Origin of the sequence: Siminovitchia acidinfaciens (assembly GCF_003605385.1) — a bacterium.
GTDB lineage: Bacteria > Bacillota > Bacilli > Bacillales > Bacillaceae_C > Siminovitchia > Siminovitchia acidinfaciens.
Genome location: NZ_QYTV02000005.1, coordinates 168,737 through 192,082, shown reverse-complemented (window position 1 = coordinate 192,082; position 23,346 = coordinate 168,737). Strand labels below are relative to the sequence as shown.

Below are 23,346 nucleotides of genomic sequence, written 5' to 3'. Positions count from 1 at the left end.
AGTAAGATGATTTCAGTAAACGACTTTAAAACAGGATTAACAGTGGAAGTGGACGGCGGAATTTGGCGGGTATTGGAGTTTCAGCACGTCAAGCCTGGAAAAGGAGCCGCATTCGTCCGTTCAAAATTGAGAAATCTCCGTACAGGGGCCATCGCGGAAAAAACTTTCCGTGCAGGCGAAAAAGTGAAGAAGGCGCAAATCGATAATAAAACGATGCAATATTTATATTCAAGCGGAGATCAATATGTATTTATGGATCAGCATACTTACGAACAGATTGAACTTCCTGCCTCACAAATTGAATATGAATTGAACTTTTTGCTCGAGAACATGGAGGTTCATATTATCATGTTTAACGGTGAAACGCTTGGAGTGGAATTGCCAAATACAGTAAACCTCAAGGTCGCGGCTACAGAACCAGGGATTAAGGGAGATACGGCTTCCGGCGGTTCGAAACCTGCTACAATGGAAACCGGTTTGGTTGTTCAGGTACCGTTCTTCGTTAATGAAGGAGATACATTGGTCATTAATACTACAGATGGCTCCTATGTTTCGAGAGCTTAATCATGTAAAAGGATCAGCCGCGGATCATTCCGCGGTTTTTATGTCTAGCTCCAGGCGCCATCGGCTTGAGGTCACAAGTCACGCAGAAGTTTATTCAGGATGAATGTGCTCCCTGCGCCATAGTAAATTCGGGTAAGCCTTGTTCAGCTCGTCGCAAAGCTGAATGAAGCAAATTCGGTGATGTCTCTCACGAAGTGATTGAAATCAGATGCTTTGCTGTGGTGGCTGAGGAACTCCCTCATCAAAATTCGCCTTGTGCTTGTCGCCTAAGGCTGCGCGCCTTGCGCTTTTCTCAGTCTTGACTAGAAGGTAGGGAAGGAATTGGCTGTAATATTTGAAGAGAAGAAGATACCATATATTTGTACACCTTTAACTGGCAGGAACAAGGAAGAAATTATAGGAGAGCTGGAAGTGATTTTGCCTGAAAAGCCAGATTTGATTGAATGGAGAGCGGACTTTTTGGAAAATTTGGCTGATTTTTCCTGCGTATTGTCCATCCTTGAAGAAATTGCGAAAAAAAGCGGATTGCCGCTGCTTTTTACCATCCGCTCTGTTCATGAAGGCGGCCAGCCAATCACTTTAACCGAAGAGCAAAAAGTACAGCTTCTTAGTGACGTTTGTAAAAGTGATGCAATCAGCTTAATTGATTATGAAGTGTCAAATAATCCAGAGTACATAAGAGAATTGAGAAGGGTGTCTCAATTACATGGGAAACAATTGATCCTCTCCTATCATAATTTTAATTGCACCCCCAAAAACGAGGAAATTATGAAGAAGCTATTTCTAGCGGAGTTTTACGGGGCTGACATTGCCAAAGCAGCTGTAATGCCTGAAACGAAAGACGATGTTTTAAGGCTGCTGCAGATCACGAATAACGTGGAGGAATCAATGGATATTCCTTTGATCACGATGTCCATGGGCAGTCTCGGCGTTCTAAGCAGAATTATCGGCTGGACATATGGATCCTTTCTTACATTCGGTTCAGGAGTAGAGGCTTCGGCGCCAGGTCAGGTTCCAATTAGAAAGCTAAAACAATTGATTGCCATGACAAAAGAGGAAATGGATGCAAAATGAACACCAAAATAATAGCTGCTTCGGAGTATGGTGAACGCTCCGGCAGCTATTTTTCAATTTTTTTTACCTGAATGTAAATATAGTTCAACAATTTTATCTGCAGTTTCATCCGGTGTCAGGTCGTCAACCAATATGCTGTAATGGTGATCGGCATAAAGGACGCGCCGCTTTGAATATAGACCTTTTATCTCATCCAAGTCCCGATCCTGTAAAACTGGACGTGTATCAACGAGCAGTTCATAACGCTTTTTCCAAGCTTCCCATGATATATCCAAGAAAATGACGATCGTGCTGTCCAAACACGTTCTCCTGGTCCCTTCATCCATAAAAGCTCCCCCGCCAAGTGAAATCACTTGCCTTTTTTCAGTGCACTTAGATTCAATGATATTTTTCTCATATGTACGGAATGCTTTTTCGCCATGTTTTTTAAAAATATCCGTCGTCGGCATTCCGAATTCTTTCTCAATCTCCAGATCAATATCGATAAATCCAGTGTTTAACTTCCTTGCGGCAAGTTCACCGGCTGTCGTTTTTCCCGCACCCATAAATCCAATCAAAACAATACTTTTATCCATTCCGACCTGCACCCGCTTTTCTATAAATATCAATATTAATATAACACGTTACGAGGTTATTCGCTTATTCAATTTCCTGGTTCCCCGGTATTTAAGGTCAAACCAATTAATTGCAGTTAATTGGGTCGGTCATAATTAAAGCTTGGCCGAATACATATTAGGTAGAAAAGATGTCTGGGAGAGGGTCGCTTTGGAAAATATCATTCGAATCCTGCCAACTGAAGTCTCGGAATTGATGAATGTTCTTCCGGAAGAAACAAAAGAAGGTATCGAAGAAATCCGGCTCAGGGTCAACCGTCCGGTGGAAGTGACTTCAAGGGGTCTAACAAAATTCCTTCCGTATCTTTTTTCTAAAAGTGAGGCAGAACTACTCCTTGATAACTTAGCCGGACACTCCTTTTATACTCTTGATGAAGAATTGAGAAGAGGGTACATCACCATAGAAGGAGGGCATCGGATTGGGCTCGCGGGAAAAGTCATTCTGGAAGAAGGACGGGTAAAGGCCCTAAGGTATCTTACTTCTTTCAATATAAGGGTTGCTAGGGAGAAAATTGGAGCCGCAGACCAGTTCACACCTTATTTGTATGAAGAAACCTGGAAACATACGATGATTATTGGACCGCCTCAAACCGGTAAGACAACGCTTCTTCGGGATCTTGCAAGGGTTGTATCCACTGGTTGTCCGATGAAGGAAATCCCTGCCATGAAAGTGGGCATAGTTGATGAAAGATCAGAAATAGCCGGATGTATGCAGGGAATTCCTCAACTGCAGTTCGGGCCAAGGGTTGATGTGCTGGATGCATGTCCGAAAGCGGAGGGAATGATGATGATGATCCGTGCATTGAGCCCAGACGTACTGATTGTCGACGAGATCGGCCGGGAAGAAGACAAGGCAGCCATCATGGAGGCTGTCAATGCCGGTATCACCCTTATGATGACCACCCATGGAAATAGTCTTGAAGAGATTAAAAAAAGGCCTTTGCTCAAAGAAATCATAGACCATCAGGTGTTTCAAAGATTCATAGAACTATCGAGGAACGACGGTCCAGGCACAGTAGTTTCCATCAAAGACCATAACGGATATGTAGTGAATCACTATGCTTAAACTGTTAGGCGCTCTACTTATCATTGGAACGACTACATGGGCTGGTTTTGAGGCTTCAAGCCACTTTACCCGCAGACCTAAACAAGTGCGTATCATTAAAGATTCTTTGCAGGCACTGGATGCCGAAATCATGTACAGCCATACACCGCTCAGGGAAGCAGCAAAAAAAATTTCGTTGCAGATGCCAGAACCGGCCGCCCGTTTATATGATTTATTTTCTTCCAAGCTATCCCGGACGGATGTGACAGTGAAATCCGCCTGGAAAGATAGTCTTGATGAAATATGGAATACCACAGATATGAAGGACGAGGAATATGAAATCTTGATTCAATTTGGCGAAAGCCTTGGACGGCACGATCGCTATACTCAGCAAAAACAGATCCTACTTACACTTACCCATCTTGACAGGGAAGAAACTGAAGCAAGGGAGAAGCAAAAAAAATATGAAAAGATAATGAAAAGTGTCGGTATCTTATCTGGAATGCTGTTCATTATTCTACTCTTTTAGAAGGAAAGATTATTGAAATTTATGGTTGAGAGAATGCTGGTAGAGCAATCGGCACAGGACAATATGATAAATATAGAATACCGCGTCACCTTCGTCTTCAGATTCTTGCCTGGGTGCGCGCTTTGTACTTTTTCCGAGGAATGGAGGAAATAGGATGGGCATTGATGTGGATGTGATTTTCAAAATAGCCGGGGTCGGCATTGTTGTTGCCTTTTTGCATACAATCCTTGATCAGGTCGGTAAAAAGGAATATGCCCAGTGGGTCACATTATTTGGGTTTATATATATTCTGTTCATGGTTGTCACCATTGTCGACGGACTTTTTCAAAAAATAAGATCGGTGTTTTTATTTCAATGATGGGAGGGAACGGCGATTGCCATACTTCAAATAGCCGGTATAGCTCTCATTGCCACTTTCCTTGCCCTCATCATCAAGGAGCAAAAGCCTACTTTTGCTTTTTTGCTGATTCTTTTCACGGGATGTGCCATCTTTTTATTCCTGGTAGATCAGATACATGGAATCATTACTACCATCGAGGTTCTGGCTCAAAGTGCCGGCATCAATACGATGTACGTAAAAACAATCTTAAAAATCATCGGTATTGCATACATTGCTGAATTTGCTTCACACATCAGCAAGGATGCCGGCATGGGGGCCATTGCGGCAAAAGTTGAATTAGCGGGGAAAATTCTTATTTTAGCTTTGGCAGTCCCCATTTTGACCGTTCTGATTGATACCGTCATCCATATGATGCCCGTCAAGTAAACATCGACATGCGGGGTGAAATATATGCGTAAAACAATCCAGCTGCTCATTTTTTTCTATGCACTTTTTATAGGTTCATCCGCAATACAGGCAGATCAGGAAGAGGGGGTATCAAATGATGTCATCTCAAATATGGTGGACGAACAGATAGAGACGCTAGGCATTGAAGAGCTCAGCGGTTTTTGGGAAGGTATCATGGAAGAGTATGGAGGATATTTGCCCGAAAGTCAGCGGGGGACCCTTTTGGAGTTTTTAAAAGGGGAGAAATCCTTTTCAATAAAAGAGTGGTTTCGTGGAATTGCGGCATTTGCCTTTCAAGAGCTCACGATGAATGGAAAGCTTCTTGGTACTTTATTGCTTCTAACTGTTTTCAGTGCTTTTTTGCAATCGCTGCACACTGCATTTGAAAAAGGTTCAGTTTCCAAAGTGGCCTATGCCGTCGTTTTCATGGTCTTGATCATTATCGCTCTAAACAGCTTTCGGGTGGCTGTAGATTATGCGGTGGCAGCCATTGATTCAATGTCCCAATTCATTTTTGCACTGATACCCCTTATTCTTGCATTGATTGCCTCATCGGGAGGGGTGACGTCGGCCGCATTTTTCCATCCAGTTCTGGTTTTTTTAATTCAGACAAGCGGTCTCCTCATTCAAGCGGTTGTTTTGCCACTTCTTTTTATGGCATTGCTATTAAACATCGTAAGTGCACTGAATCAAAATTACAAAGTGACTCAACTTTCCGGCCTCCTGAAAAAAGCCAGTATAGGCATTTTAGGTGCATTCATGGCAGTGCTATTGGGCGTCATTTCCATTCAGGGGACAGCATCGGCGGTAACGGATGGAGTGGCAATCAGGACTGCTAAGTATGTAACGGGTAATTTCGTCCCGGTGGTCGGACGGATGTTCACGGATGCGGCGGATACGGTATTGACCGCCTCTGTCTTGATAAAAAATACAGTCGGTTTGGCCGGAGTGGCAATTATCCTGTTGATCGCCGCCTTTCCTGCGGTAAAAATACTCGTCATCATTTTTATCTATAAGCTTGCCGGCGCCTTGCTCCAACCCATAGGTGACGGCCCCATTATCGGATGCCTCGATTCGATCAGCAAATGTATGATGTATGTGTTTGCTTCGTTGGCCATTGTTTCTTTCATGTTTTTTCTGTGCGTCACCATTGTTATCACTTCGGGAAACATTACAATGATGATCCGCTGAAAAGGGAGGATAGACTGTGCAGCTGCTTTCCGAATGGATTATAAATATTGTCATTTTTATTTTGCTGGCGATGATTGTGGACATGCTCCTCCCCCAGACTGCCATAAAAAAATATGTGAAGCTTGTTGTGGGTCTACTATTGATTTCAATAGTTGTCACACCCATTTTTCAAATTTTCTCGACCGACTTTGATGAGGTCCTGGACTCGTTTTTAACAGAGAAAAGCAACCTTGGTATATCCTTGCAAAATGCGTCTGATGAAAAAAAAAGAGAAATAGAAACTTCCCTGCATGCATATACATTAGAGCAAATGGCTGTCCAACTTAAAGAGAAAGCTGAAAAGGAGATGATTGAGAGTCATGGCATGATCATTACCAATATTGATATATCAAGTAATTCTTCTCCCACGCAAGATCCTGAGAACATTTTGGAACATATAAAAAAGATAACTGTCCATATAGAGCCATTGATGGAAAATGAATTGGTGGCTGAAGTGGAACAAGTATCTATTAAGATCAAGGATCGGGGTGAAAGTAAAAACGCCGGCCTGGATGAGAAAATAAAAATGATGCTAGCAAATGAGTGGGACGTGCCAGAATCCAAAATAGAATTGCAGGCGAAGGGAGGAACCGGCCATCAATGAGCAAAAAAAACGGTCCTCTTGATTGGTTGAAAAATTTGTGGTCAGAAGGCAATAAGGCAGATCCTTCACGTAAGAAAAACAATAAACTTTATTACGTTCTCATTCTGGTCCTGGTGGGCGCAGCTTTAATGATCATCTCCGACTTTTGGAAAGCTGGCGAAGAAAAAAATGCTACTACTGCAATGAAAGAAATGGAAGCAGGGGCGGATGAAGAAGAAGCCTTCGGAAGAAAAAAGGATTTAAATGAAGATGGAATGAAAGCTCTGGAAAACCAATATGAAAATCAATTGAAAGAAGCCCTTGAGCAAATAGTGGGAGTCTATGATGTAACGGTTGTCGTAAATGTGGAGGCAACTGCAAAAACAGTTTTAGAAAAGAATCTCACTTTAAAAAACCAGACAACAGTGGAAGAGGATAAAGAGGGAGGAACTAGAAAAATAGAAGACCAATCGACAGAGGATCAGCTTGTGCTGATCAAGGAGGGGGACAAAGAGGTTCCGATAGTATTGGAGACGCGTAAGCCGGAAGTGAAAGGAGTACTTGTGGTTGCGGGAGGAGCTGAAAATATCCAGATTAAGAAATGGATTGTGGAATCTGTAACAAGGGGCCTTGATGTTCCAAGTCATAAAGTGGCAGTCATGCCGAAAAAGTCAAAGGGGGATTCGTAATGCTGTTGAAAAAACAGACAGTTTGGCTTCTAACTATGCTGAGCCTTGTCGTGGTACTTTCCGTATACTATGTGACATCCGATCCAGCCAAAAATGATCTTGTGACGGGCGGAAAAGAAGAGGCTGCGGGTGAAATGGCAGCCAGTGATAAAGACATGAAAGTGATTACCGAAGCTTCCGGAGATGAAGCCTTTGAAACTATAAGGATGGAGGTCCAGGACAAACGGAGTAAGGAAATATCCGATTTAACTGCTCAAGTAGCCTCTCCTGACCTGACTGCCGAGGAAAAAAATGAACTGTATACGAAGATGCAGGATTTATCAGCATTGGAAACAAAAGAAAAAACTCTTGAAAGCTTGATCAAGACCCTTGGATATGAAGATGCGTTAGTACGGACGGAAAATAATGAAATGCTGATAACAGTGAAGGCAAAGGAACACACGCGAAAAGATGCTGCGCGGATCCTCCAGGTTGTAAGAGAAGAGATCGGTACAAATACGGTTGCCACGGTAGTATTCCAGACAAATTAAGAAATTGACGGAGGGGAGGATTCCTGTCCGTCTTTTTTTGCCGAAAAAATGAAAGTGTATGATATTTTGATATTGTTCTGGTGTTGGTTCCCCTTGTCCTGTCGCTTCGTTTGTACTAGCACTACCTGTGCGTAGGTGGCAATAGGATGTCGTGTCAGTCAGAAGGAAAAACAAAGAACTCGTTTTGATTACAATGGTATTCCTTCCAGCGCTTGTCGCCCCTAAACAGCTACCCTTCGCTTTTCTTAATGTCCAGCTGCGACGCCTAGCCCCTCGAGGTCACAAGCCGATTCCCTGTGGTGGCTGAAGAGCTGCCTCCTCGGGAATCGTCTTGTGCTTGTCGGGGCTGATCAAGGCGTCTTCGCCTTCCCTATTGCATTTTAGGATTTATTTCTGTATATTTACCCTGTCGTCGTTGTAATTTTATAACCCGTTATATTATGATATTAAGAGCTACTCATAATTTTTAAGGAGTGTCGTGAATGTTGAAGGTTCAGGAAATACGTGAAATTATAAAACTTATAGACCAATCGGATATTGAGGAATTTGTCTATGAGCATGAAGGCTCAAAAATTGAATTGAAGAAGCGAGTGAACGCGGTTGTTCAGGAGCAGGTACGGTACGTGTCAGAACCAGTTGTGGCACCTCAGCCAGTTGTTCAACAGGTAGCTGCCCCTCAACAGCCGGCAGGAGAAAAAGCGCCATCTGCAACCGAAGCAGCGCCAGCACCAAGTGCAGCAGAAAACAGCAATTTACATAAAATCGTCTCTCCAATGGTAGGAACTTTTTATGAGGCTCCTTCTCCTGACAGCGATGCATATGTGAAAGTGGGATCCGAGGTCACTGCCGACTCTATCGTTTGTATTGTTGAAGCGATGAAGCTGTTCAATGAGATTGAGGCGGAAGTTGAAGGGAAAATAGTGGAGATCCTCGTGAAGGATGGGGAACTTGTGGAATATGGCCAGCCGCTGTTCTTAGTTGAGCCAAGGTAAGGAGCGAAATACATGATTAAAAAACTTTTAATAGCAAACAGGGGAGAAATCGCTGTCCGAATTATCCGGGCTTGTATGGAGCTGGATATTGAGACAGTCGCAGTATATTCCGAAGCTGACAAAGAAGCTTTGCACGTACAATTGGCAGACGAAGCTTATTGCGTAGGACCAACTGCATCTAAGGATAGCTATTTGAACTCTGCCAACGTAATCAGTGTAGCGAAGCTGACGGAATGTGACGCCATCCATCCCGGCTACGGATTTTTAGCGGAAAATGCTGATTTTGCAGAGCTGTGCCGCGAGTGTAACATCATCTTTGTCGGGCCAAGCCCGGAAGCCATCACCAAAATGGGGACAAAAGATGTGGCGCGTTCCACGATGAAAGCCGCTGGAGTGCCTATCGTACCCGGTTCGGACGGAATTGTGGAAACGATGGATGAAGCAAGGGCAATTGCCGAAGAAATTTGTTATCCCGTGATCATTAAAGCAACTGCAGGCGGCGGAGGCCGGGGAATCCGGGTAGCAAAAACAGAAGAAGATTTAATTAAAGGTATTGAAATCACTCAGCAGGAGGCCGCGGTTGCTTTTGGAAATCCCGGGGTGTATATCGAAAAATATATAGATGATTTCCGCCATGTGGAAATTCAGGTTTTAGCCGATACACATGGAAATACAATCCACTTGGGAGAAAGGGATTGTTCCATTCAGCGAAGACTTCAAAAGCTGTTGGAAGAGACTCCTTCACCTGCGATCAGTGAAGTGATGCGGGAGAAAATGGGGGAGGCTGCTGTCAAGGCCGCAGAAGCAGTCGATTATACCGGAGCGGGAACGGTGGAATTCATTTTTGACCATAAAAACCAAGAGTTCTACTTTATGGAAATGAATACACGCATCCAGGTGGAACATCCTGTTACAGAAATGGTGACAGGGATTGATTTGATTAAAGAACAAATTTATGTAGCTTCAGGAAAAGCGCTGTCCGTTACACAGGAAGAAGTAGAATTTAGCGGCTGGTCTATTGAGTGCCGTATCAATGCAGAAAATCCAGAGAAAGGCTTCATGCCTTCAGCAGGGAAAATTGAGATGTATCTGCCGCCGGGAGGCATGGGAGTGCGTGTCGATTCAGGCGTATACCCTGGTTATACGATTCCCCCTTACTATGATTCCATGATTGCAAAAGTGATTACCTATGGTTCCACTAGGGAAGAAGCGATAGCGAGGATGAAACGAGCACTTGAGGAATTCATCATCGAAGGTGTTTACACGACGATCCCCTTCCACTTGCAACTTCTGGAAAATGAAACGTTTGTGGGCGGAGATTTCAACACGAAATTCTTGGAACTGCATCCTGTTATGAAACAAAAATAAACGGAGGTGTTCTTAATGGAAGAAAAGTTGAACATGCTTGAGATGACTCAGGAAAATGGCCAGGATCACGGGAAAATTGAAATTGCCCCCGAAGTGATTGAAGTTATCGCCGGAATTGCTGCTTCTGAAGTAGAAGGTGTAGCTCAAATGAGGGGTAACTTTGCCACAGGAGTGGTAGAGAGACTTGGTAAGAAAAACCATGGAAAAGGGATTAGGGTGGAACTGACAGAAGAAGGAATCATTGTCGATGTTTACTGTCTGATGAACTTCGGAGTTTCCATTCCTACTGTTGCCCAAAAAGTGCAGGACAATATCCGCCAGACGTTATTCAATATGACGGCGCTGGAAGTGGAAGAGGTTAATATTCACATTGTTGGTGTGACGTTCGATCAAGGCAAGCAGGAAACCGAAGAAGAATTTGAAACGGAATAAATGAGGCCAAAGGTGAAATCCCTTTGGCATTTTTAAATGATGGACACGTCTAGCTTCAGCGCCTAGCCCCTCGAGGTTACTAGCCGCTTCCCTGTGGTGGCTAAAGTACTGCTTCCTCGGGAATCGTCTTGTGCTTGTCGGGGCTGATCAAGGCGCTTGCGCTTTTGCGCATGCTTGTTTTTCTTCTTATGTGGTAAACTAAGAAAAACCCAGGGCTAACGAGCCATTTTTAAAGGAGCCTTATGAATAATGAAAAGAAGAGAAGCGCGCGAAAAAGCTTTGCAGGCTTTATTTCAAATAGATATGAGTGATATTCCCCCCGAAGAGGCCCTAATGAACGTTCAGAAGGAAGGACAGTCTGATGATTTCTTACGAGATCTGATTGTCGGTGCAACTTCCAACTTAAAAGAAATTGACCAAGAAATCAGCAGCCATCTAGAAAAGTGGTCAATTGACCGCCTTGGAAAGGTTGACCTGAATGTGCTTCGTATTGGAACATATGAATTAAAATTTACCGAGGTTCCGCCAAATGTAGCTATCAATGAAGCGATTGAAGTTGCAAAAACATATGGTGATGAGAAGTCAGGACAATTTGTGAATGGAATATTATCGAAAATCAAAGGCGAAGGTATGTAAGTAGGAGGAATTGCAATGACAGCAGAGTTGATTGATGGTAAAAAAATATCGCAAGAAATAAGAAAACAGCTTGAAAGAGAAGTCGAGGAACTAACTGCGAAAGGAATAAAGCCTGGGCTTGCAGTTATTCTGGTTGGTGAGGATCCGGCATCCCGAACCTACGTCACTTCCAAGCAAAAAAGCTGCCGTGCAATCGGAATGGAGTCTGTGCTTATTGAGTATCCGGACGATGTAAGCGAAAATGAGCTGCTGGATAAAATCAGGGAATTGAATGCAGATGACAGCATTCATGGGATTTTGGTCCAACTTCCGATTCCTCCGCACATTTCGGAAACAAAAGTCATAGAAACCATTTCTCCTGAAAAAGATGTTGATGGTTTCCATCCAATAAATATCGGAAAAATGATGACTGGTCAGGATACATTTTTGCCTTGCACACCGTATGGCGTTATTAAAATGCTTGAATTTATGGATATCAAGCCGGAGGGCAAGCATGCTGTCATTATAGGCAGAAGCAATATTGTTGGTAAACCAATGGGGCAGCTGCTGTTAAATGCAAATGCAACGGTTACCTATTGTCATTCAAGAACAGCCGATTTGAAATCAATTACAGAACAGGCAGATATACTTGTAGCAGCGGTCGGAAAAGCAAAAATGATTAAAGCCGACCATGTAAAGCAGGGGGCCGTTGTCATTGATGTCGGTATTCACAGGGATGAACATGGAAAGCTATGTGGCGATGTTGATTTTGAAGATGTAAAGGACAAAGCTTCATACATCACTCCAGTTCCGGGAGGAGTCGGACCGATGACTATTACTATGTTGCTATACAATACGGTTAAATCAGCAAAAAAAACGGTTAAATGAACCCAATACCCAATAAAAATATAGTAGAATTAAAGGTGAACATGATGAAAGCTGTCAACTCTAACAAAGGGGCAGCTTTTTGTGTGAAAAGCGGACGCGCTCGTTTAGCGATGTCCTTTGCGTCGGCAGGCTCAAGCAGCCACGTCCTGTGCGTCGCTGACTATGTCAAAAATGGAGGGCGGCCCTTTGGATATGCAAAATCCACAATATTTGACTGTAAAGGCATTAACGAAATACATAAAAAGAAAGTTTGATGCAGACCCGCATTTGGAGCAGGTTTTTGTAAAAGGGGAAATCTCCAATTTTAAAAAGCACTCCAGCGGCCACATGTATTTTACACTAAAAGATGAAGATACAAGGGTCATGGCTGTAATGTTTGCCAGATATTCTGCAGGAATGAAGTTTGTTCCCGAAAATGGCATGCATGTACTGATTAGGGGAAGCGTTAGTGTATACGAAATGAGCGGACAATATCAAATATATGTAAATGAGATGCTTCCTGATGGAATAGGAGAGCTATTCCTTGCTTTTGAGCAGTTGAAAGAGAAACTAGGAAAAGAAGGATTATTCTCCCAGGAAACAAAGAAGCCAATCCCCATCTATCCCAATGTAATTGGCATCATTACATCTCCAACTGGCGCCGCGATAAGAGATATCATCACTACAATTAAGCGGCGATATCCGATGGGTCAAATACTTGTCATTCCCGCCCTTGTACAGGGAAAAAACGCCTCAAAGACAATAGCAAAGGCAATAGAAAAGGCGAATGCGGGAAATGTGGCCGATGTTTTGATCGTTGGACGTGGTGGAGGCTCAATGGAAGAATTATGGGCTTTTAATGAGGAAGTTGTTGCGAGAGCGATATACGAATCAAAAATTCCTGTTATTTCTGCAGTCGGCCATGAGACGGATGTTACAATTGCTGATTTTGTTGCCGATCTAAGGGCGGCAACTCCTACAGCGGCTGCTGAATTGGCCGTCCCTCATATTGAAGATCTCATGGAGCAGCTTATGCAGCGAAAGGCCAGACTGTATCAGGGCATGGGAGCAATTATTAAAACAAGAAGAAATCAATTGAATTACATGGAGCAGTCCTACATTTTAAGGAATCCTCACAAATTATATGAGCAGAAGTGGCAGCAACTTGATAGGATGAAGGAAACTCTCATCGCAGCCCAGAACCATATCATTTTTAAGAAGAACAGCCATTATGGTGAATTGCGAAACAGACTTGCAAGGAGCCACCCGTCTGCTCTATTCGAAATGAATAAAGAAAGGGCTGCAAGGGCGGAAACAAGACTGCAGCAGGAAATACGGACAATCATAAAAACGAAAGTCAGTGAATTTATGGGGAAAACCGCAACACTCGATGCACTTAATCCTTTGAGTATTCTTCGCAGAGGTTTTAATGTAGCCCATACGGAAGATGGAAAATTGATAAAAAGTGTCAGTCAAGGGTCGGTCGGAGATAAATTAACGCTGACGCTGGCAGATGGCCGGCTGTATTGTAAAATTGAGAATAAAGAAGAAGGTGCGCAAAAATGAGCGAGAAACTAACCTTTGAACAAGCACTCGAGCAGCTGGAAACAATCATAAAAAGGCTTGAAGAGGGGGATATCCCTTTAGAAGAGGCGCTTGCAATCTATCAAGAGGGGATGGAATTGTCAAAGACGTGCCATGATAAGTTAAAATATGCGGAAGAAAAACTGACGAAGGTATTAACGGAAGATGGCGAAGAGGAGTTTCGTGTCAGTGAGGAGGACCAAACTTGACGAGTAATTTGGAAGACTTCATGGAAAAGCATAAGAAAATATTGAACAAGCAATTGTTAGCTAGTGTGTCCGGGCTCGATGCACCACCTGTACTAAAGGAAGCGATGGCCTACTCGCTTGAGGCCGGCGGAAAAAGAATCAGACCGCTGCTTTTGTTTGCAGTTATTGATTCGTTTGGAAAAAATCCGGAAATCGGCTTGTCAACAGCATCCGCTCTGGAAATGATACATACATATTCATTAATCCATGATGATCTTCCAAGCATGGACAATGACGATCTAAGGAGAGGAAAGCCGACTAATCATAAAGTATTCGGCGAGGCGATGGCAATATTGGCAGGGGACGGGCTGCTTACTTACAGCATCCAGTTAATCGCGGAGGATAAGAATCTTCAAGCCGACCAGAAAGTGGAGCTTCTTCAGTTACTCTCCCAGTGTGCTGGGCCTGAAGGCATGGTCGGTGGACAAGTTGCAGATATGGAAGGCGAAAATAAAGAGCTTGGCCTGGATGATCTTGAATATATTCATACACATAAAACAGGCAAGCTTTTAACATTCAGTGTTCTTGCCGGAGCAATCATAGGTGGTGCAGACAGGAGCCAAATGGATTGGTTCAAACATTTTTCACATCATTTGGGACTCAGCTTCCAAATTAGTGATGACATTCTTGATGTAACAGGAGATGAAGAGCTGATGGGAAAACCGGTCGGGAGTGACACCGGCAGGCATAAAAGCACATATCCATCCGTTCTGACATTAAAAGGGGCCCAGGAACAACTTGCCCGACATATTGAAGAAGCCAAAACAGCATTACGCCAAACTAATTTAAATACCGGCATTCTCAATCAAATTACAGATCTAGTCGCCGACCGAACGCATTAATACTAATGTTTGTATTGATTCACCGGTTATGGTATAATTTCTGCAGATTATCGGATGGTGCAGTATTCTAGTCGGCCTACCAGTTCTGAAGGTGAGCCTAAAAATTCACTAAAGGGCACATCGATGAAGTTCCTTGTTCCGGCTTGAGGAGCCCAGCCTTGGGTCGGAGCTGGGAGTAAAGGTATAAGGGCGATCCACAAAGGCATGTGGGCGTAGACCCTGTACCGCGGAGGCTTCGCCATGTTCGGCTAGCGCAAATGCATTGCACGAAAAGCGAAGTATAGACCTGCAACGTGATGAAGGGCATCACTAGCAGCGTAGCCTGCCTTGAGTGAAGCGTGAGGGGATTATGGTTATAAGAGGGCAGCTCGGTTGGCCATCGTTCTGTTCTCTTCCGTCCATATGAAATCAGTTTTGCAAAAGAGGCTAGGAACCAGGTTAAAGGCTGTTGAGGAAATCTCCTAGACTGTTCCAAGGGACATATGAAGAGGATTATAGTGCGGACTAAGTGGCAATCCAGTCTGGCATATGGCGACAGTGTCAAGATGGGTTTAAAGGGAAACCGCCAGCATGGCGACATGCGGTACCTGTCTGGGAAAACCTACTGGACCTAAGCCGTAATTTTTACTCTTCCTATGACCATCCGACTTAATTAATAAGAACGGTGAATGAACGCTTATTATGAATGAATTGATAAAAAATTCCATAAAATGGAGTATTAGTATTGCCGTTATCACTTTCGTGTTAGCGGCTATTTTTTCAATTGCTTCTAATGGTGTCCTGATAGGAGTATCTTGGACATATGGCCTTCTTGTTGTTCTTTTTATTGTATTAATTGGGATCTTTTTTGATATGATTGGGATTGCTGCAGCTGCTGCAGATGAAACTCCGTTCCACTCGATGGCATCAAGAAAGATATACGGGGCTAAGCATTCCATAAGGATTGTCCGAAATGCCGACCGTGTTGCCAGTTTCTGTAACGATGTCATTGGCGACATATCCGGTATTATCAGCGGGACGGCCGCCGCTCTTGTAGTCATTCAAATAGCTCAGAGTGCGGGTCTGTCCAGTACGTCTCCGGTGGAATACGCGATCAATGTGGGACTGACAAGTCTAATAGCAGCGTTGACAGTAGGGGGAAAAGCGCTCGGCAAATCTTTTGCAATTGCACACTCACGGGATATTATTTTTCGTGTGGGAAAAGTGCTGCAATTTTTTGAAGAAAAGCTTAATCTCTCAATCATTAAAGACAATAAGAGGAAGAAGCCGAAGCAAAAAAACAAGAAACGAAAGTGAGTGATCCTTTTGGATCTCATGTCAATTAAAGATCCTTCTTTTCTTAAAGATCTTAATAAGGAACAATTGGAGGAATTAAGCTCTGACATTCGGAGATTCCTCATTGAAACTTTATCTAGAACCGGTGGCCACATCGGCCCTAATTTGGGGGTGGTCGAACTGACCATTGCCCTTCATAAATGTTTTGACAGTCCAAAAGACAAAATCATTTGGGATGTGGGACACCAGTCCTATGTCCATAAAATTTTAACTGGCAGAGCAGGCCAGTTTGAGTCTTTGCGACAGTATCAAGGATTATGCGGATTCCCAAAAATGTCAGAAAGCGAACATGATGTGTGGGAAACCGGCCACAGCTCGACATCGCTGTCTGCTGCGATGGGAATGGCCATCGCAAGGGATGTTAAAAAAGAGGACAATTATGTCATACCTGTCATTGGAGATGGCGCTCTGACTGGCGGCATGGCTCTGGAGGCATTAAACCATATCGGCCATGAGCAAAAAGACATGATAGTCGTATTGAATGATAATGAAATGTCCATCGCACCGAATGTCGGTGCATTGCATAATGTCCTAGGAAGACTGCGGACAGCAGGAAAATATCATTGGGCAAAAGAAGAACTTGATTATTTATTGAAAAAAATCCCGGCCGTCGGAGGAAAGCTGGCAGCAACAGCCGAAAAGGTCAAAGACAGCTTGAAATATATGCTTGTATCCGGCGTATTTTTTGAAGAGCTCGGCTTTACTTATCTAGGCCCAGTCGATGGACATGACTATGATTCATTGTTTGAAAATCTGGCTTATGCGAAGAAAACAAAAGGGCCAGTGCTTTTACACGTCATTACAAAAAAAGGAAAGGGCTACAGCCCTGCGGAACATGACAAGATCGGAACTTGGCATGGAACCGGACAGTACAAGATTGAAACAGGGGACTTTATTAAACCAGTGAACACCCCTCCTGCTTGGAGTGCTCTAGTGAGTGAAACTGTCAGGAAGCTTGCCAGAAAGGATGATCGCATCGTTGCCATCACTCCTGCAATGCCTGTAGGATCGAAATTGGAAGGTTTTGCTTCGGAATTCCCGGACCGCATGTTTGACGTAGGAATAGCAGAGCAGCATGCTGCAACAATGGCTGCAGGCCTGGCAACACAAAAGTTAAAACCGTTTTTAGCAATTTACTCCACTTTTTTACAAAGGGCATACGACCAAGTTTTGCATGACATAAGCAGGCAAAAGTTGAATGTCTTCATCGGTGTGGATAGGGCAGGACTCGTTGGGGCAGATGGCGAAACACACCAAGGTGTATATGATGTGGCCTTCCTGAGAAACCTTCCTAATATGGTTTTGATGATGCCTAAAGATGAAAATGAAGGCCAGCATATGGTTTATACAGCCTTGAAGTATGATGATGGCCCAATCGCGCTTCGTTTTCCTAGAGGAAACGGCTATGGTGTTCCTATGGATAAAGATTTGAAGCAAATTCCAATCGGTTCATGGGAAGTATTGAAAAAAGGAAAAGATGCTGCCATTTTGACATTCGGTACAACTATACCGATGGCACTTGAGGCAGCGAACCGTCTGGAAAAACAGGGAATATCGGTCCAGGTCATCAATGCTCGATTCATCAAACCGCTTGACGAGGCGATGCTTCATGACATTTTTCAAGCGCATTTACCGGTCCTTACGATTGAGGAAGCTGTTCTTCAAGGAGGGTTTGGAAGTGCAATCATGGAGTTTGCTCATGACCACGGATATCATCATGCATTTATTGACCGTCTTGGGATTCCTGATCGCTTTATCGAACACGGAAGCGTCAAGGAGCTTCTCAAAGAGATAGGAATGACATCTGAGAATGTCGTGATGAAAATCAAATCGCTCATACCAAAAAAGCAAAAAAGGGCCTAAACAGATGAAAGCAAAGAAGCAAAGATTAGATGTTCTATTAGTTGAAAGAGGATTGGTTGAGACTCGGGAAAAAGCAAAAAGAGCTGTCATGGCAGGCCTTGTTTTTTCAAAAGAAATGCGATTGGACAAACCTGGAGAGAAAGTGAATGATGATATTCCTCTTACTATTAAAGGCAGCATGATGCCTTATGTGAGCCGAGGCGGACTAAAACTGGAAAAAGCCTTGAAAGCTTTTGAGTTATCAGTTAAAGACAAAGTCCTGCTGGATATCGGTGCATCTACTGGCGGGTTTACCGACTGCGCCCTGCAGCACGGCGCAAAGATGTCCTATGCGGTTGATGTAGGGTATAATCAGCTTGCTTGGAAGCTCCGTCAGGATGAGCGGGTAATGGTGATGGAAAGGACAAACTTTCGGTATGTGACCCCTGGGGATCTTCCAGGGCCAACACCTGATTTTGCTTCAATTGATGTTTCATTCATCTCTTTAAGGTTAATATTGCCTGTTTTAAAAAATCTACTCGTTCCTGGAAGCGACGTCGTTGCTTTGATCAAACCGCAGTTTGAAGCAGGAAAGGAACAGGTTGGAAAAAAAGGGATTGTGCGTGATCCAAAGATCCATGGAGAGGTCATCAATAAAATAAAAGATATGGCGATGGCTGAGGGATATGATGTCATGGCGCTTTCCTTTTCGCCCATAACCGGGGGCGAAGGAAATATAGAGTTTTTAATCCACTTGAAATGGGAAGGCAGGCAATCTGCCGGCAAAGTTAAAAGCCAAATCCCGGTGAATGACGTAGTGAAAGAAGCGCATGAACATTTAAATAAATCAAATGTGGAAAAGGGGTAATCTAATGGAGATTGCCCTTTTTTCGACGTTTATTTATAATACATACTAGTGAACGTATAAAAATACAGTACGCTGTAAATATCAATGAGGTGGATAAATGTGAGTAAAGGACGACGGCATTTAAAAATTCGTGAAGTAATCGGCAATAAGGAAATAGAAACACAAGATGAACTTGTCGATTATCTTAAAAATCAAGGGTTTAATGTTACTCAAGCGACGGTATCCCGTGACATCAAGGAATTGCACCTTGTGAAAGTTCCATTACCAGACGGGCGTTACAAATACAGTCTTCCCGCAGATCAGCGCTTTAACCCACTGCAAAAATTAAAACGTTCGCTGACTGATTCCTTCGTCAGCATCGACTATACCGAGCATTTTCTTGTGCTGAAAACGCTTCCTGGAAATGCCCAGGCGATTGGAGCATTGATCGACAATCTTGATTGGGAAGAGATCATGGGGTGTATTTGCGGCGATGACACGTGCCTAATCATTTGCAGATCACGTGATAATGCCGAAGAAATCAATGAACGGTTTATTAACATGCTTTAAACGCAATGAGGGGTGAAGCCTTTGTTACAGGAATTGACAATCAGAAATTTTGCGATCATTGACCAGATTTCCATTTCTTTTTCAGAAGGCCTTACAGTCTTGACAGGGGAAACTGGGGCAGGAAAGTCCATAATAATTGATGCAGTACATTTATTGGTAGGTGGGCGCGGCTCTTCCGAATTCGTTCGCCATGGGGAACGAAAAGCGGAAATTGAAGGTCTTTTTTTTATTAATGAAGACCACCCCAGCACTGCGAAAGCTGATGAATTGGGCATTGAAATAGAAGAGGGGATGCTGGTCCTACGTAGGGAAATATCAAGCAGCGGAAAAAGCATCTGTCGTATCAACGGGAAGCTTGTCACGTTGACGGTCTTAAGAGACTTGGGAGGGACGCTCATTGACATCCATGGCCAGCACGAACATCAGGAATTAATGGACGAATCGATGCATTTATTTTTGCTGGATGAATTTGGCCGTCAAGAGATTGCTCCGAATCTTACTGAATATCGAAAAAAATATGGTGAATTGGTTGAAATTGAAAAGAAAATCAATGAATTGAACAAAAATGAACAGCAAATGGCACATCGACTTGACCTTTTACAATTTCAAGTTCAAGAAATCGAAAAATCCGAATTGAAACTGAATGAAGATGTGATGCTTGAAGAAGAGAAGACTCGCCTGGTCAATTACGAAAAACTATTTGAATCACTGAAAGCAGGGTATGAAAATCTTCAAGAGGAACAAAAAGGACTCGATTCAGTAGGCCAGGCTATGAGCTTCATGGAAACGGCTGCCGAAATAGACGATAAGTATAATGAGGTGCTTGAGTCAATTTCTACAAGTTTCTATATGCTGGAAGATACGGTCAGGACCTTAAGGAATGAACTTGACTTACTGGAGTTCGATCCGCTTAGACTAAATGAAATTGAGATGCGGTTGAATGAGATCAATCAGCTAAAAAGAAAGTACGGCCATACGGTAGAGGATATTCTCGATTATTTGGAAAAGATAAAAGAGGAAATGGAGTCAATCATCCACCGTGACAGCAGGATTGAGCAGCTGGAAGAGAAGAGGGCGTCTATTAAGACTGAAGTTTTGAAAAACGGTACACAGCTAAGCAAGCTTCGCAAAAAGTGGGCGGAACAATTGAAGGCTGCCATCCATAAAGAGTTGAAAGTTTTATACATGGAAAAAACTGTATTTGATGTAGTCTTCCATGAACAGAAAGAAAGTATGAATGGTCTGGATGATGTGCAATTTCACCTCTCCACCAACCCTGGAGAACCTTTGAAGCAGTTGTCAAAAGTGGCTTCTGGTGGTGAGTTGTCAAGGATCATGCTGGCACTTAAAACGATATTCTCAACGAGGGTGACATCTGTTATTTTTGATGAAGTAGATACAGGTGTTAGCGGCCGTGTAGCACAAGCCATGGCTGAAAAGATCCATCAAATATCTAATAATTCCCAGGTACTTTGTATCTCGCATTTACCACAAGTTGCTGCAATGGCTGATACTCATTTGTTAATATCTAAAAAGATCACTGATGGAAGAACCAGGACAATTATAAAAAGCCTGAATGATGACCAGAAAATTCATGAAATTGGGCGTATGATCGCCGGTACTGAGATTACCGCTATAACGAAAAAACATGCGAGAGAACTGGTAGAGACTGCCTATACACTTAAAAATCAATAAAAGTTTGTAATCCTATCCTCCTTTGGTCATCTTTTTTTTCCGCTCCCGGTTATAAATGCCCGCTTAAGAGGTCAAATTATAACTGTGGACTAGAAGGCGAGGAGAGTGAAAATGGACTTATGAAAGATCGACTCAGACAGCTGGCAGGTGGAATTCTCCTTGTTTCACTTCTACTTCTAGGCTTTTCCAAGCCTTTTCAACAATATATAAAAATCCCGGCAAATATCACATTGCTGGAAGGGCAGGAGCATGTCATCCCTAAAGACAAAGTTGTTACTGCCATGGCAGATTCCTTTGAAAGCTTCTCGTATTCGGAACAAGCACAATCTGTTTCATTAACAGCGGAAGCACCTGGGAAGGATGAACTATTCCTTCAAATTGCAGGATTGCCTGTCAAAAAGGTTGATGTTAACGTCCTCAAAAATTTCAAGGTCTTCCCTGGTGGTCAATCCATCGGTGTAAGGCTCAATACGCTTGGAGTACTTGTTGTCGGCCACCATCTTGTAACAACAGCTGACCATAAAGGATCACCAGGAGAGGATGCAGGTATACAGGTAGGGGACATTATTACGAAAATCAACGGAAAAAAGATTGAAAAAATGGAACAGGTGGCACCATTTGTGGAAGAAGCGGGAAAGAGCGGAAAAGCGCTTGATTTAACTGTACAGCGTGAAAAGGAGCAATTCCAAACAAAGTTACTCCCGCTGAAGGATGAAAAAGAAAAAGAATTTAAATTGGGATTATATATTAGAGACTCGGCTGCCGGAATAGGCACGATGACATTTTATGACCCAAAAACAAAAAAATACGGGGCATTGGGCCACGTCATTTCAGACATTGATACAAAAAAACCGATTCTGGTTGAAAATGGACAAATTGTAAAATCTACGGTAACAGCTATCGAAAAAGGGAAAAATGGAAACCCCGGCGAAAAGCTGGCGCGTTTTTCAGGAAACCGTGAGGTAATAGGAGACATTTCGTTAAACAGCCCATTCGGGATATTCGGAAAGCTAAAGAAAGACATTAAAAATGGATCATTGGACAAGCAAATGCCAATTGGTTTGTCCCACCAAGTAAAGGAAGGTCCTGCCAAAATTCTGACTGTTGTTGAAGGAAACCAAGTGGAGCCTTATGATATTGAGATTGTCAGCACCATTCCACAAAAATTCCCAGCAACAAAAGGCATGGTCATTAAAGTAACCGACAAGGAACTTTTGAAGAAAACCGGGGGGATTGTTCAGGGGATGAGCGGCAGCCCAATTATTCAAGACGGTAAGCTGGTTGGAGCAGTCACTCATGTATTTGTAAATGATCCTACTTCCGGATACGGTGTTCATATTGAATGGATGCTTCACGAGGCTGGCATAGATATTTACGAACAGCGGAAATTGGATAAAGTAGGTTAAAGGGGGCGACAAGCCCTCTTTTTTATTCGTATAAAGAAATTTCGACAAAACGTAGTAGTAATTATCAAAAAATGACGAATGTAGTTGAAAAAAATAGCAAATAAAAGGATTTATTAGGTTTTTTCCTTATTTTAAAAGATTTTAAAGGAATTTAACTTTCATTGGCGTATTTGTTTGGTAGAATATAGGCAATGGATTCATTATTCTTTTTTTACAAATGGGGAGGAAGAGAATTGAATAAAATAAAAGTTATGCTAGCTGATGATAACCGTGAACTTGTTTCTTTATTAGAGGATTATATGTCAAACCAAGCGGATATTGAGGTTGTTGGAACCGCTCACAATGGTCAGGAATGTTTGAATCTATTGGAAAAGGTAGAGCCTGATGTCCTGGTATTGGATATAATAATGCCGCACCTGGATGGGCTTGGAGTTCTTGAAAGATTACGGAATTCGAATATACGCTTCCCTCATGTGATCATGTTAACGGCTTTTGGCCAAGAAGATGTAACGACAAAGGCAGTGGAACTTGGTGCTTCGTATTTCATCTTAAAGCCGTTTGATATGGAATATTTGGCGAGTCACATTCGGAGTGTCAGTGAAAAAGGCAAACGCTCTTTTAAGTCAACCCCGCCATCAAGAACCCAGGAAGATAAGAAACCCCAAAACCTTGAAGCAAGCATCACATCAGTTATTCACGAAATCGGTGTCCCAGCGCATATCAAAGGCTATTTATATCTTCGGGAAGCGATATCCATGGTTTACCACGATATTGAGCTATTGGGTGCTATCACAAAGGTTCTTTATCCAGACATCGCGAAAAAATTCAACACAACTGCAAGCCGTGTTGAGAGAGCTATCCGGCATGCCATAGAAGTTGCCTGGAGCAGAGGAAACATTGATGCCATCTCTTCTTTGTTCGGGTATACGGTCAGCATGTCAAAGGCAAAACCGACTAATAGTGAATTTATCGCAATGGTTGCAGACAAGCTCAGGCTCGAACATAAGGCCTCATAAAAAGTGTTCTATGCTGGCTAAGTCATGTTGTTGCGCATATGC

General features: G+C 43.0%; 26 protein-coding genes. 25 read left to right on the top strand and 1 reads right to left on the bottom strand.

Annotated elements, in window-relative coordinates:
* The first annotated feature begins 6 nt into the window (after positions 1-6).
* Positions 7-564 (top strand): elongation factor P, encoded by a 558-nt coding sequence (gene efp / locus D4T97_RS13025; protein WP_126051181.1) that lies wholly within the window; start codon positions 7-9, stop codon positions 562-564.
* A 321-nt stretch (positions 565-885) separates the two neighbouring features.
* Positions 886-1,638, top strand: coding sequence for a type I 3-dehydroquinate dehydratase (gene aroD / locus D4T97_RS13020; protein WP_126051180.1), 753 nt, complete (start codon positions 886-888; stop codon positions 1,636-1,638).
* 53 nt (positions 1,639-1,691) lie between these two features.
* Here aroD and D4T97_RS13015 read toward each other — a convergent pair whose 3' ends face one another.
* Positions 1,692-2,213: a shikimate kinase gene (locus D4T97_RS13015; protein ID WP_126051179.1), complete on the bottom strand. Its 522-nt coding sequence runs from the start codon at positions 2,211-2,213 to the stop codon at positions 1,692-1,694.
* A 190-nt stretch (positions 2,214-2,403) separates the two neighbouring features.
* Between D4T97_RS13015 and spoIIIAA the strand changes: the two genes are divergently transcribed.
* The 23 genes from spoIIIAA to spo0A all read left to right on the top strand — a co-directional run bounded on the left by spoIIIAA (position 2,404) and on the right by spo0A (position 23,304).
* The gene (gene spoIIIAA, locus D4T97_RS13010) at positions 2,404-3,318 is read left to right on the top strand and encodes a stage III sporulation protein AA (protein ID WP_126051178.1); all 915 of its coding nucleotides are present in this window, start codon (positions 2,404-2,406) and stop codon (positions 3,316-3,318) included.
* A complete protein-coding gene (spoIIIAB, locus tag D4T97_RS13005; RefSeq protein ID WP_126051177.1) occupies positions 3,311-3,826 on the top strand; it encodes a stage III sporulation protein SpoIIIAB in 516 nt (171 codons plus the stop codon). Before spoIIIAA ends, spoIIIAB begins: the two co-directional genes overlap by 8 nt.
* Positions 3,827-3,980: 154 nt before the next feature.
* Positions 3,981-4,184, top strand: coding sequence for a stage III sporulation protein AC (gene spoIIIAC, locus D4T97_RS13000; protein WP_018705962.1), 204 nt, complete (start codon positions 3,981-3,983; stop codon positions 4,182-4,184).
* A 21-nt stretch (positions 4,185-4,205) separates the two neighbouring features.
* Positions 4,206-4,592: a stage III sporulation protein AD gene (spoIIIAD, locus tag D4T97_RS12995; protein WP_126051176.1), complete on the top strand. Its 387-nt coding sequence runs from the start codon at positions 4,206-4,208 to the stop codon at positions 4,590-4,592.
* Between the two features lie 24 nt (positions 4,593-4,616).
* Complete coding sequence (spoIIIAE, locus tag D4T97_RS12990) at positions 4,617-5,804, top strand: stage III sporulation protein AE (RefSeq protein WP_126051175.1); 1,188 nt, start codon at positions 4,617-4,619, stop codon at positions 5,802-5,804.
* Between the two features lie 16 nt (positions 5,805-5,820).
* Entirely contained in the window at positions 5,821-6,447 is a 627-nt protein-coding gene (spoIIIAF, locus tag D4T97_RS12985) for a stage III sporulation protein AF (protein ID WP_126051174.1), read from the top strand.
* Positions 6,444-7,115 carry a stage III sporulation protein AG gene (gene spoIIIAG, locus D4T97_RS12980; RefSeq protein ID WP_126051173.1) on the top strand — a complete coding sequence of 224 codons (672 nt, stop codon included), beginning with the start codon at positions 6,444-6,446 and terminating at the stop codon, positions 7,113-7,115. Before spoIIIAF ends, spoIIIAG begins: the two co-directional genes overlap by 4 nt.
* Complete coding sequence (locus D4T97_RS12975) at positions 7,115-7,645, top strand: SpoIIIAH-like family protein (protein WP_126051172.1); 531 nt, start codon at positions 7,115-7,117, stop codon at positions 7,643-7,645. The genes spoIIIAG and D4T97_RS12975 overlap by 1 nt, the downstream gene beginning before the upstream one ends.
* Before the next feature lie 482 nt (positions 7,646-8,127).
* Positions 8,128-8,637, top strand: a complete 510-nt coding sequence (gene accB / locus D4T97_RS12970; protein WP_126051171.1) for an acetyl-CoA carboxylase biotin carboxyl carrier protein — start codon at positions 8,128-8,130, stop codon at positions 8,635-8,637.
* Between the two features lie 12 nt (positions 8,638-8,649).
* Positions 8,650-10,005, top strand: a complete 1,356-nt coding sequence (accC, locus tag D4T97_RS12965) for an acetyl-CoA carboxylase biotin carboxylase subunit (protein WP_126051170.1) — start codon at positions 8,650-8,652, stop codon at positions 10,003-10,005.
* A 15-nt stretch (positions 10,006-10,020) separates the two neighbouring features.
* Positions 10,021-10,437: an Asp23/Gls24 family envelope stress response protein gene (locus D4T97_RS12960; protein WP_126051169.1), complete on the top strand. Its 417-nt coding sequence runs from the start codon at positions 10,021-10,023 to the stop codon at positions 10,435-10,437.
* A 249-nt stretch (positions 10,438-10,686) separates the two neighbouring features.
* Positions 10,687-11,073 carry a transcription antitermination factor NusB gene (gene nusB / locus D4T97_RS12955; protein ID WP_126051168.1) on the top strand — a complete coding sequence of 129 codons (387 nt, stop codon included), beginning with the start codon at positions 10,687-10,689 and terminating at the stop codon, positions 11,071-11,073.
* A gap of 15 nt (positions 11,074-11,088) precedes the next feature.
* Positions 11,089-11,940, top strand: coding sequence for a bifunctional methylenetetrahydrofolate dehydrogenase/methenyltetrahydrofolate cyclohydrolase FolD (gene folD, locus D4T97_RS12950; protein WP_126051167.1), 852 nt, complete (start codon positions 11,089-11,091; stop codon positions 11,938-11,940).
* Between the two features lie 192 nt (positions 11,941-12,132).
* The gene (xseA, locus tag D4T97_RS12945) at positions 12,133-13,485 is read left to right on the top strand and encodes an exodeoxyribonuclease VII large subunit (protein ID WP_126051315.1); all 1,353 of its coding nucleotides are present in this window, start codon (positions 12,133-12,135) and stop codon (positions 13,483-13,485) included.
* The gene (locus D4T97_RS12940) at positions 13,482-13,712 is read left to right on the top strand and encodes an exodeoxyribonuclease VII small subunit (RefSeq protein WP_126051166.1); all 231 of its coding nucleotides are present in this window, start codon (positions 13,482-13,484) and stop codon (positions 13,710-13,712) included. Before xseA ends, D4T97_RS12940 begins: the two co-directional genes overlap by 4 nt.
* 20 nt (positions 13,713-13,732) lie before the next feature.
* Entirely contained in the window at positions 13,733-14,593 is an 861-nt protein-coding gene (locus D4T97_RS12935; RefSeq protein ID WP_126051314.1) for a polyprenyl synthetase family protein, read from the top strand.
* A gap of 681 nt (positions 14,594-15,274) precedes the next feature.
* On the top strand, positions 15,275-15,889 hold the full coding sequence (locus D4T97_RS12930) for a hypothetical protein (protein ID WP_126051165.1): 615 nt from the start codon (positions 15,275-15,277) through the stop codon (positions 15,887-15,889).
* 18 nt (positions 15,890-15,907) lie between these two features.
* The gene (gene dxs / locus D4T97_RS12925; protein ID WP_408021610.1) at positions 15,908-17,791 is read left to right on the top strand and encodes a 1-deoxy-D-xylulose-5-phosphate synthase; all 1,884 of its coding nucleotides are present in this window, start codon (positions 15,908-15,910) and stop codon (positions 17,789-17,791) included.
* Positions 17,792-17,795: 4 nt separating this feature from the next.
* Complete coding sequence (locus D4T97_RS12920) at positions 17,796-18,638, top strand: TlyA family RNA methyltransferase (RefSeq protein WP_126051163.1); 843 nt, start codon at positions 17,796-17,798, stop codon at positions 18,636-18,638.
* Positions 18,639-18,737: 99 nt separating this feature from the next.
* Positions 18,738-19,187: a transcriptional regulator AhrC/ArgR gene (ahrC, locus tag D4T97_RS12915; protein ID WP_126051162.1), complete on the top strand. Its 450-nt coding sequence runs from the start codon at positions 18,738-18,740 to the stop codon at positions 19,185-19,187.
* A gap of 21 nt (positions 19,188-19,208) precedes the next feature.
* Positions 19,209-20,882: a DNA repair protein RecN gene (gene recN, locus D4T97_RS12910; RefSeq protein ID WP_126051161.1), complete on the top strand. Its 1,674-nt coding sequence runs from the start codon at positions 19,209-19,211 to the stop codon at positions 20,880-20,882.
* A gap of 119 nt (positions 20,883-21,001) precedes the next feature.
* Positions 21,002-22,288, top strand: a complete 1,287-nt coding sequence (spoIVB, locus tag D4T97_RS12905; protein ID WP_126051160.1) for a SpoIVB peptidase — start codon at positions 21,002-21,004, stop codon at positions 22,286-22,288.
* A gap of 191 nt (positions 22,289-22,479) precedes the next feature.
* A complete protein-coding gene (gene spo0A / locus D4T97_RS12900) occupies positions 22,480-23,304 on the top strand; it encodes a sporulation transcription factor Spo0A (RefSeq protein WP_126051159.1) in 825 nt (274 codons plus the stop codon).
* The last annotated feature ends 42 nt before the right edge of the window (positions 23,305-23,346 follow it).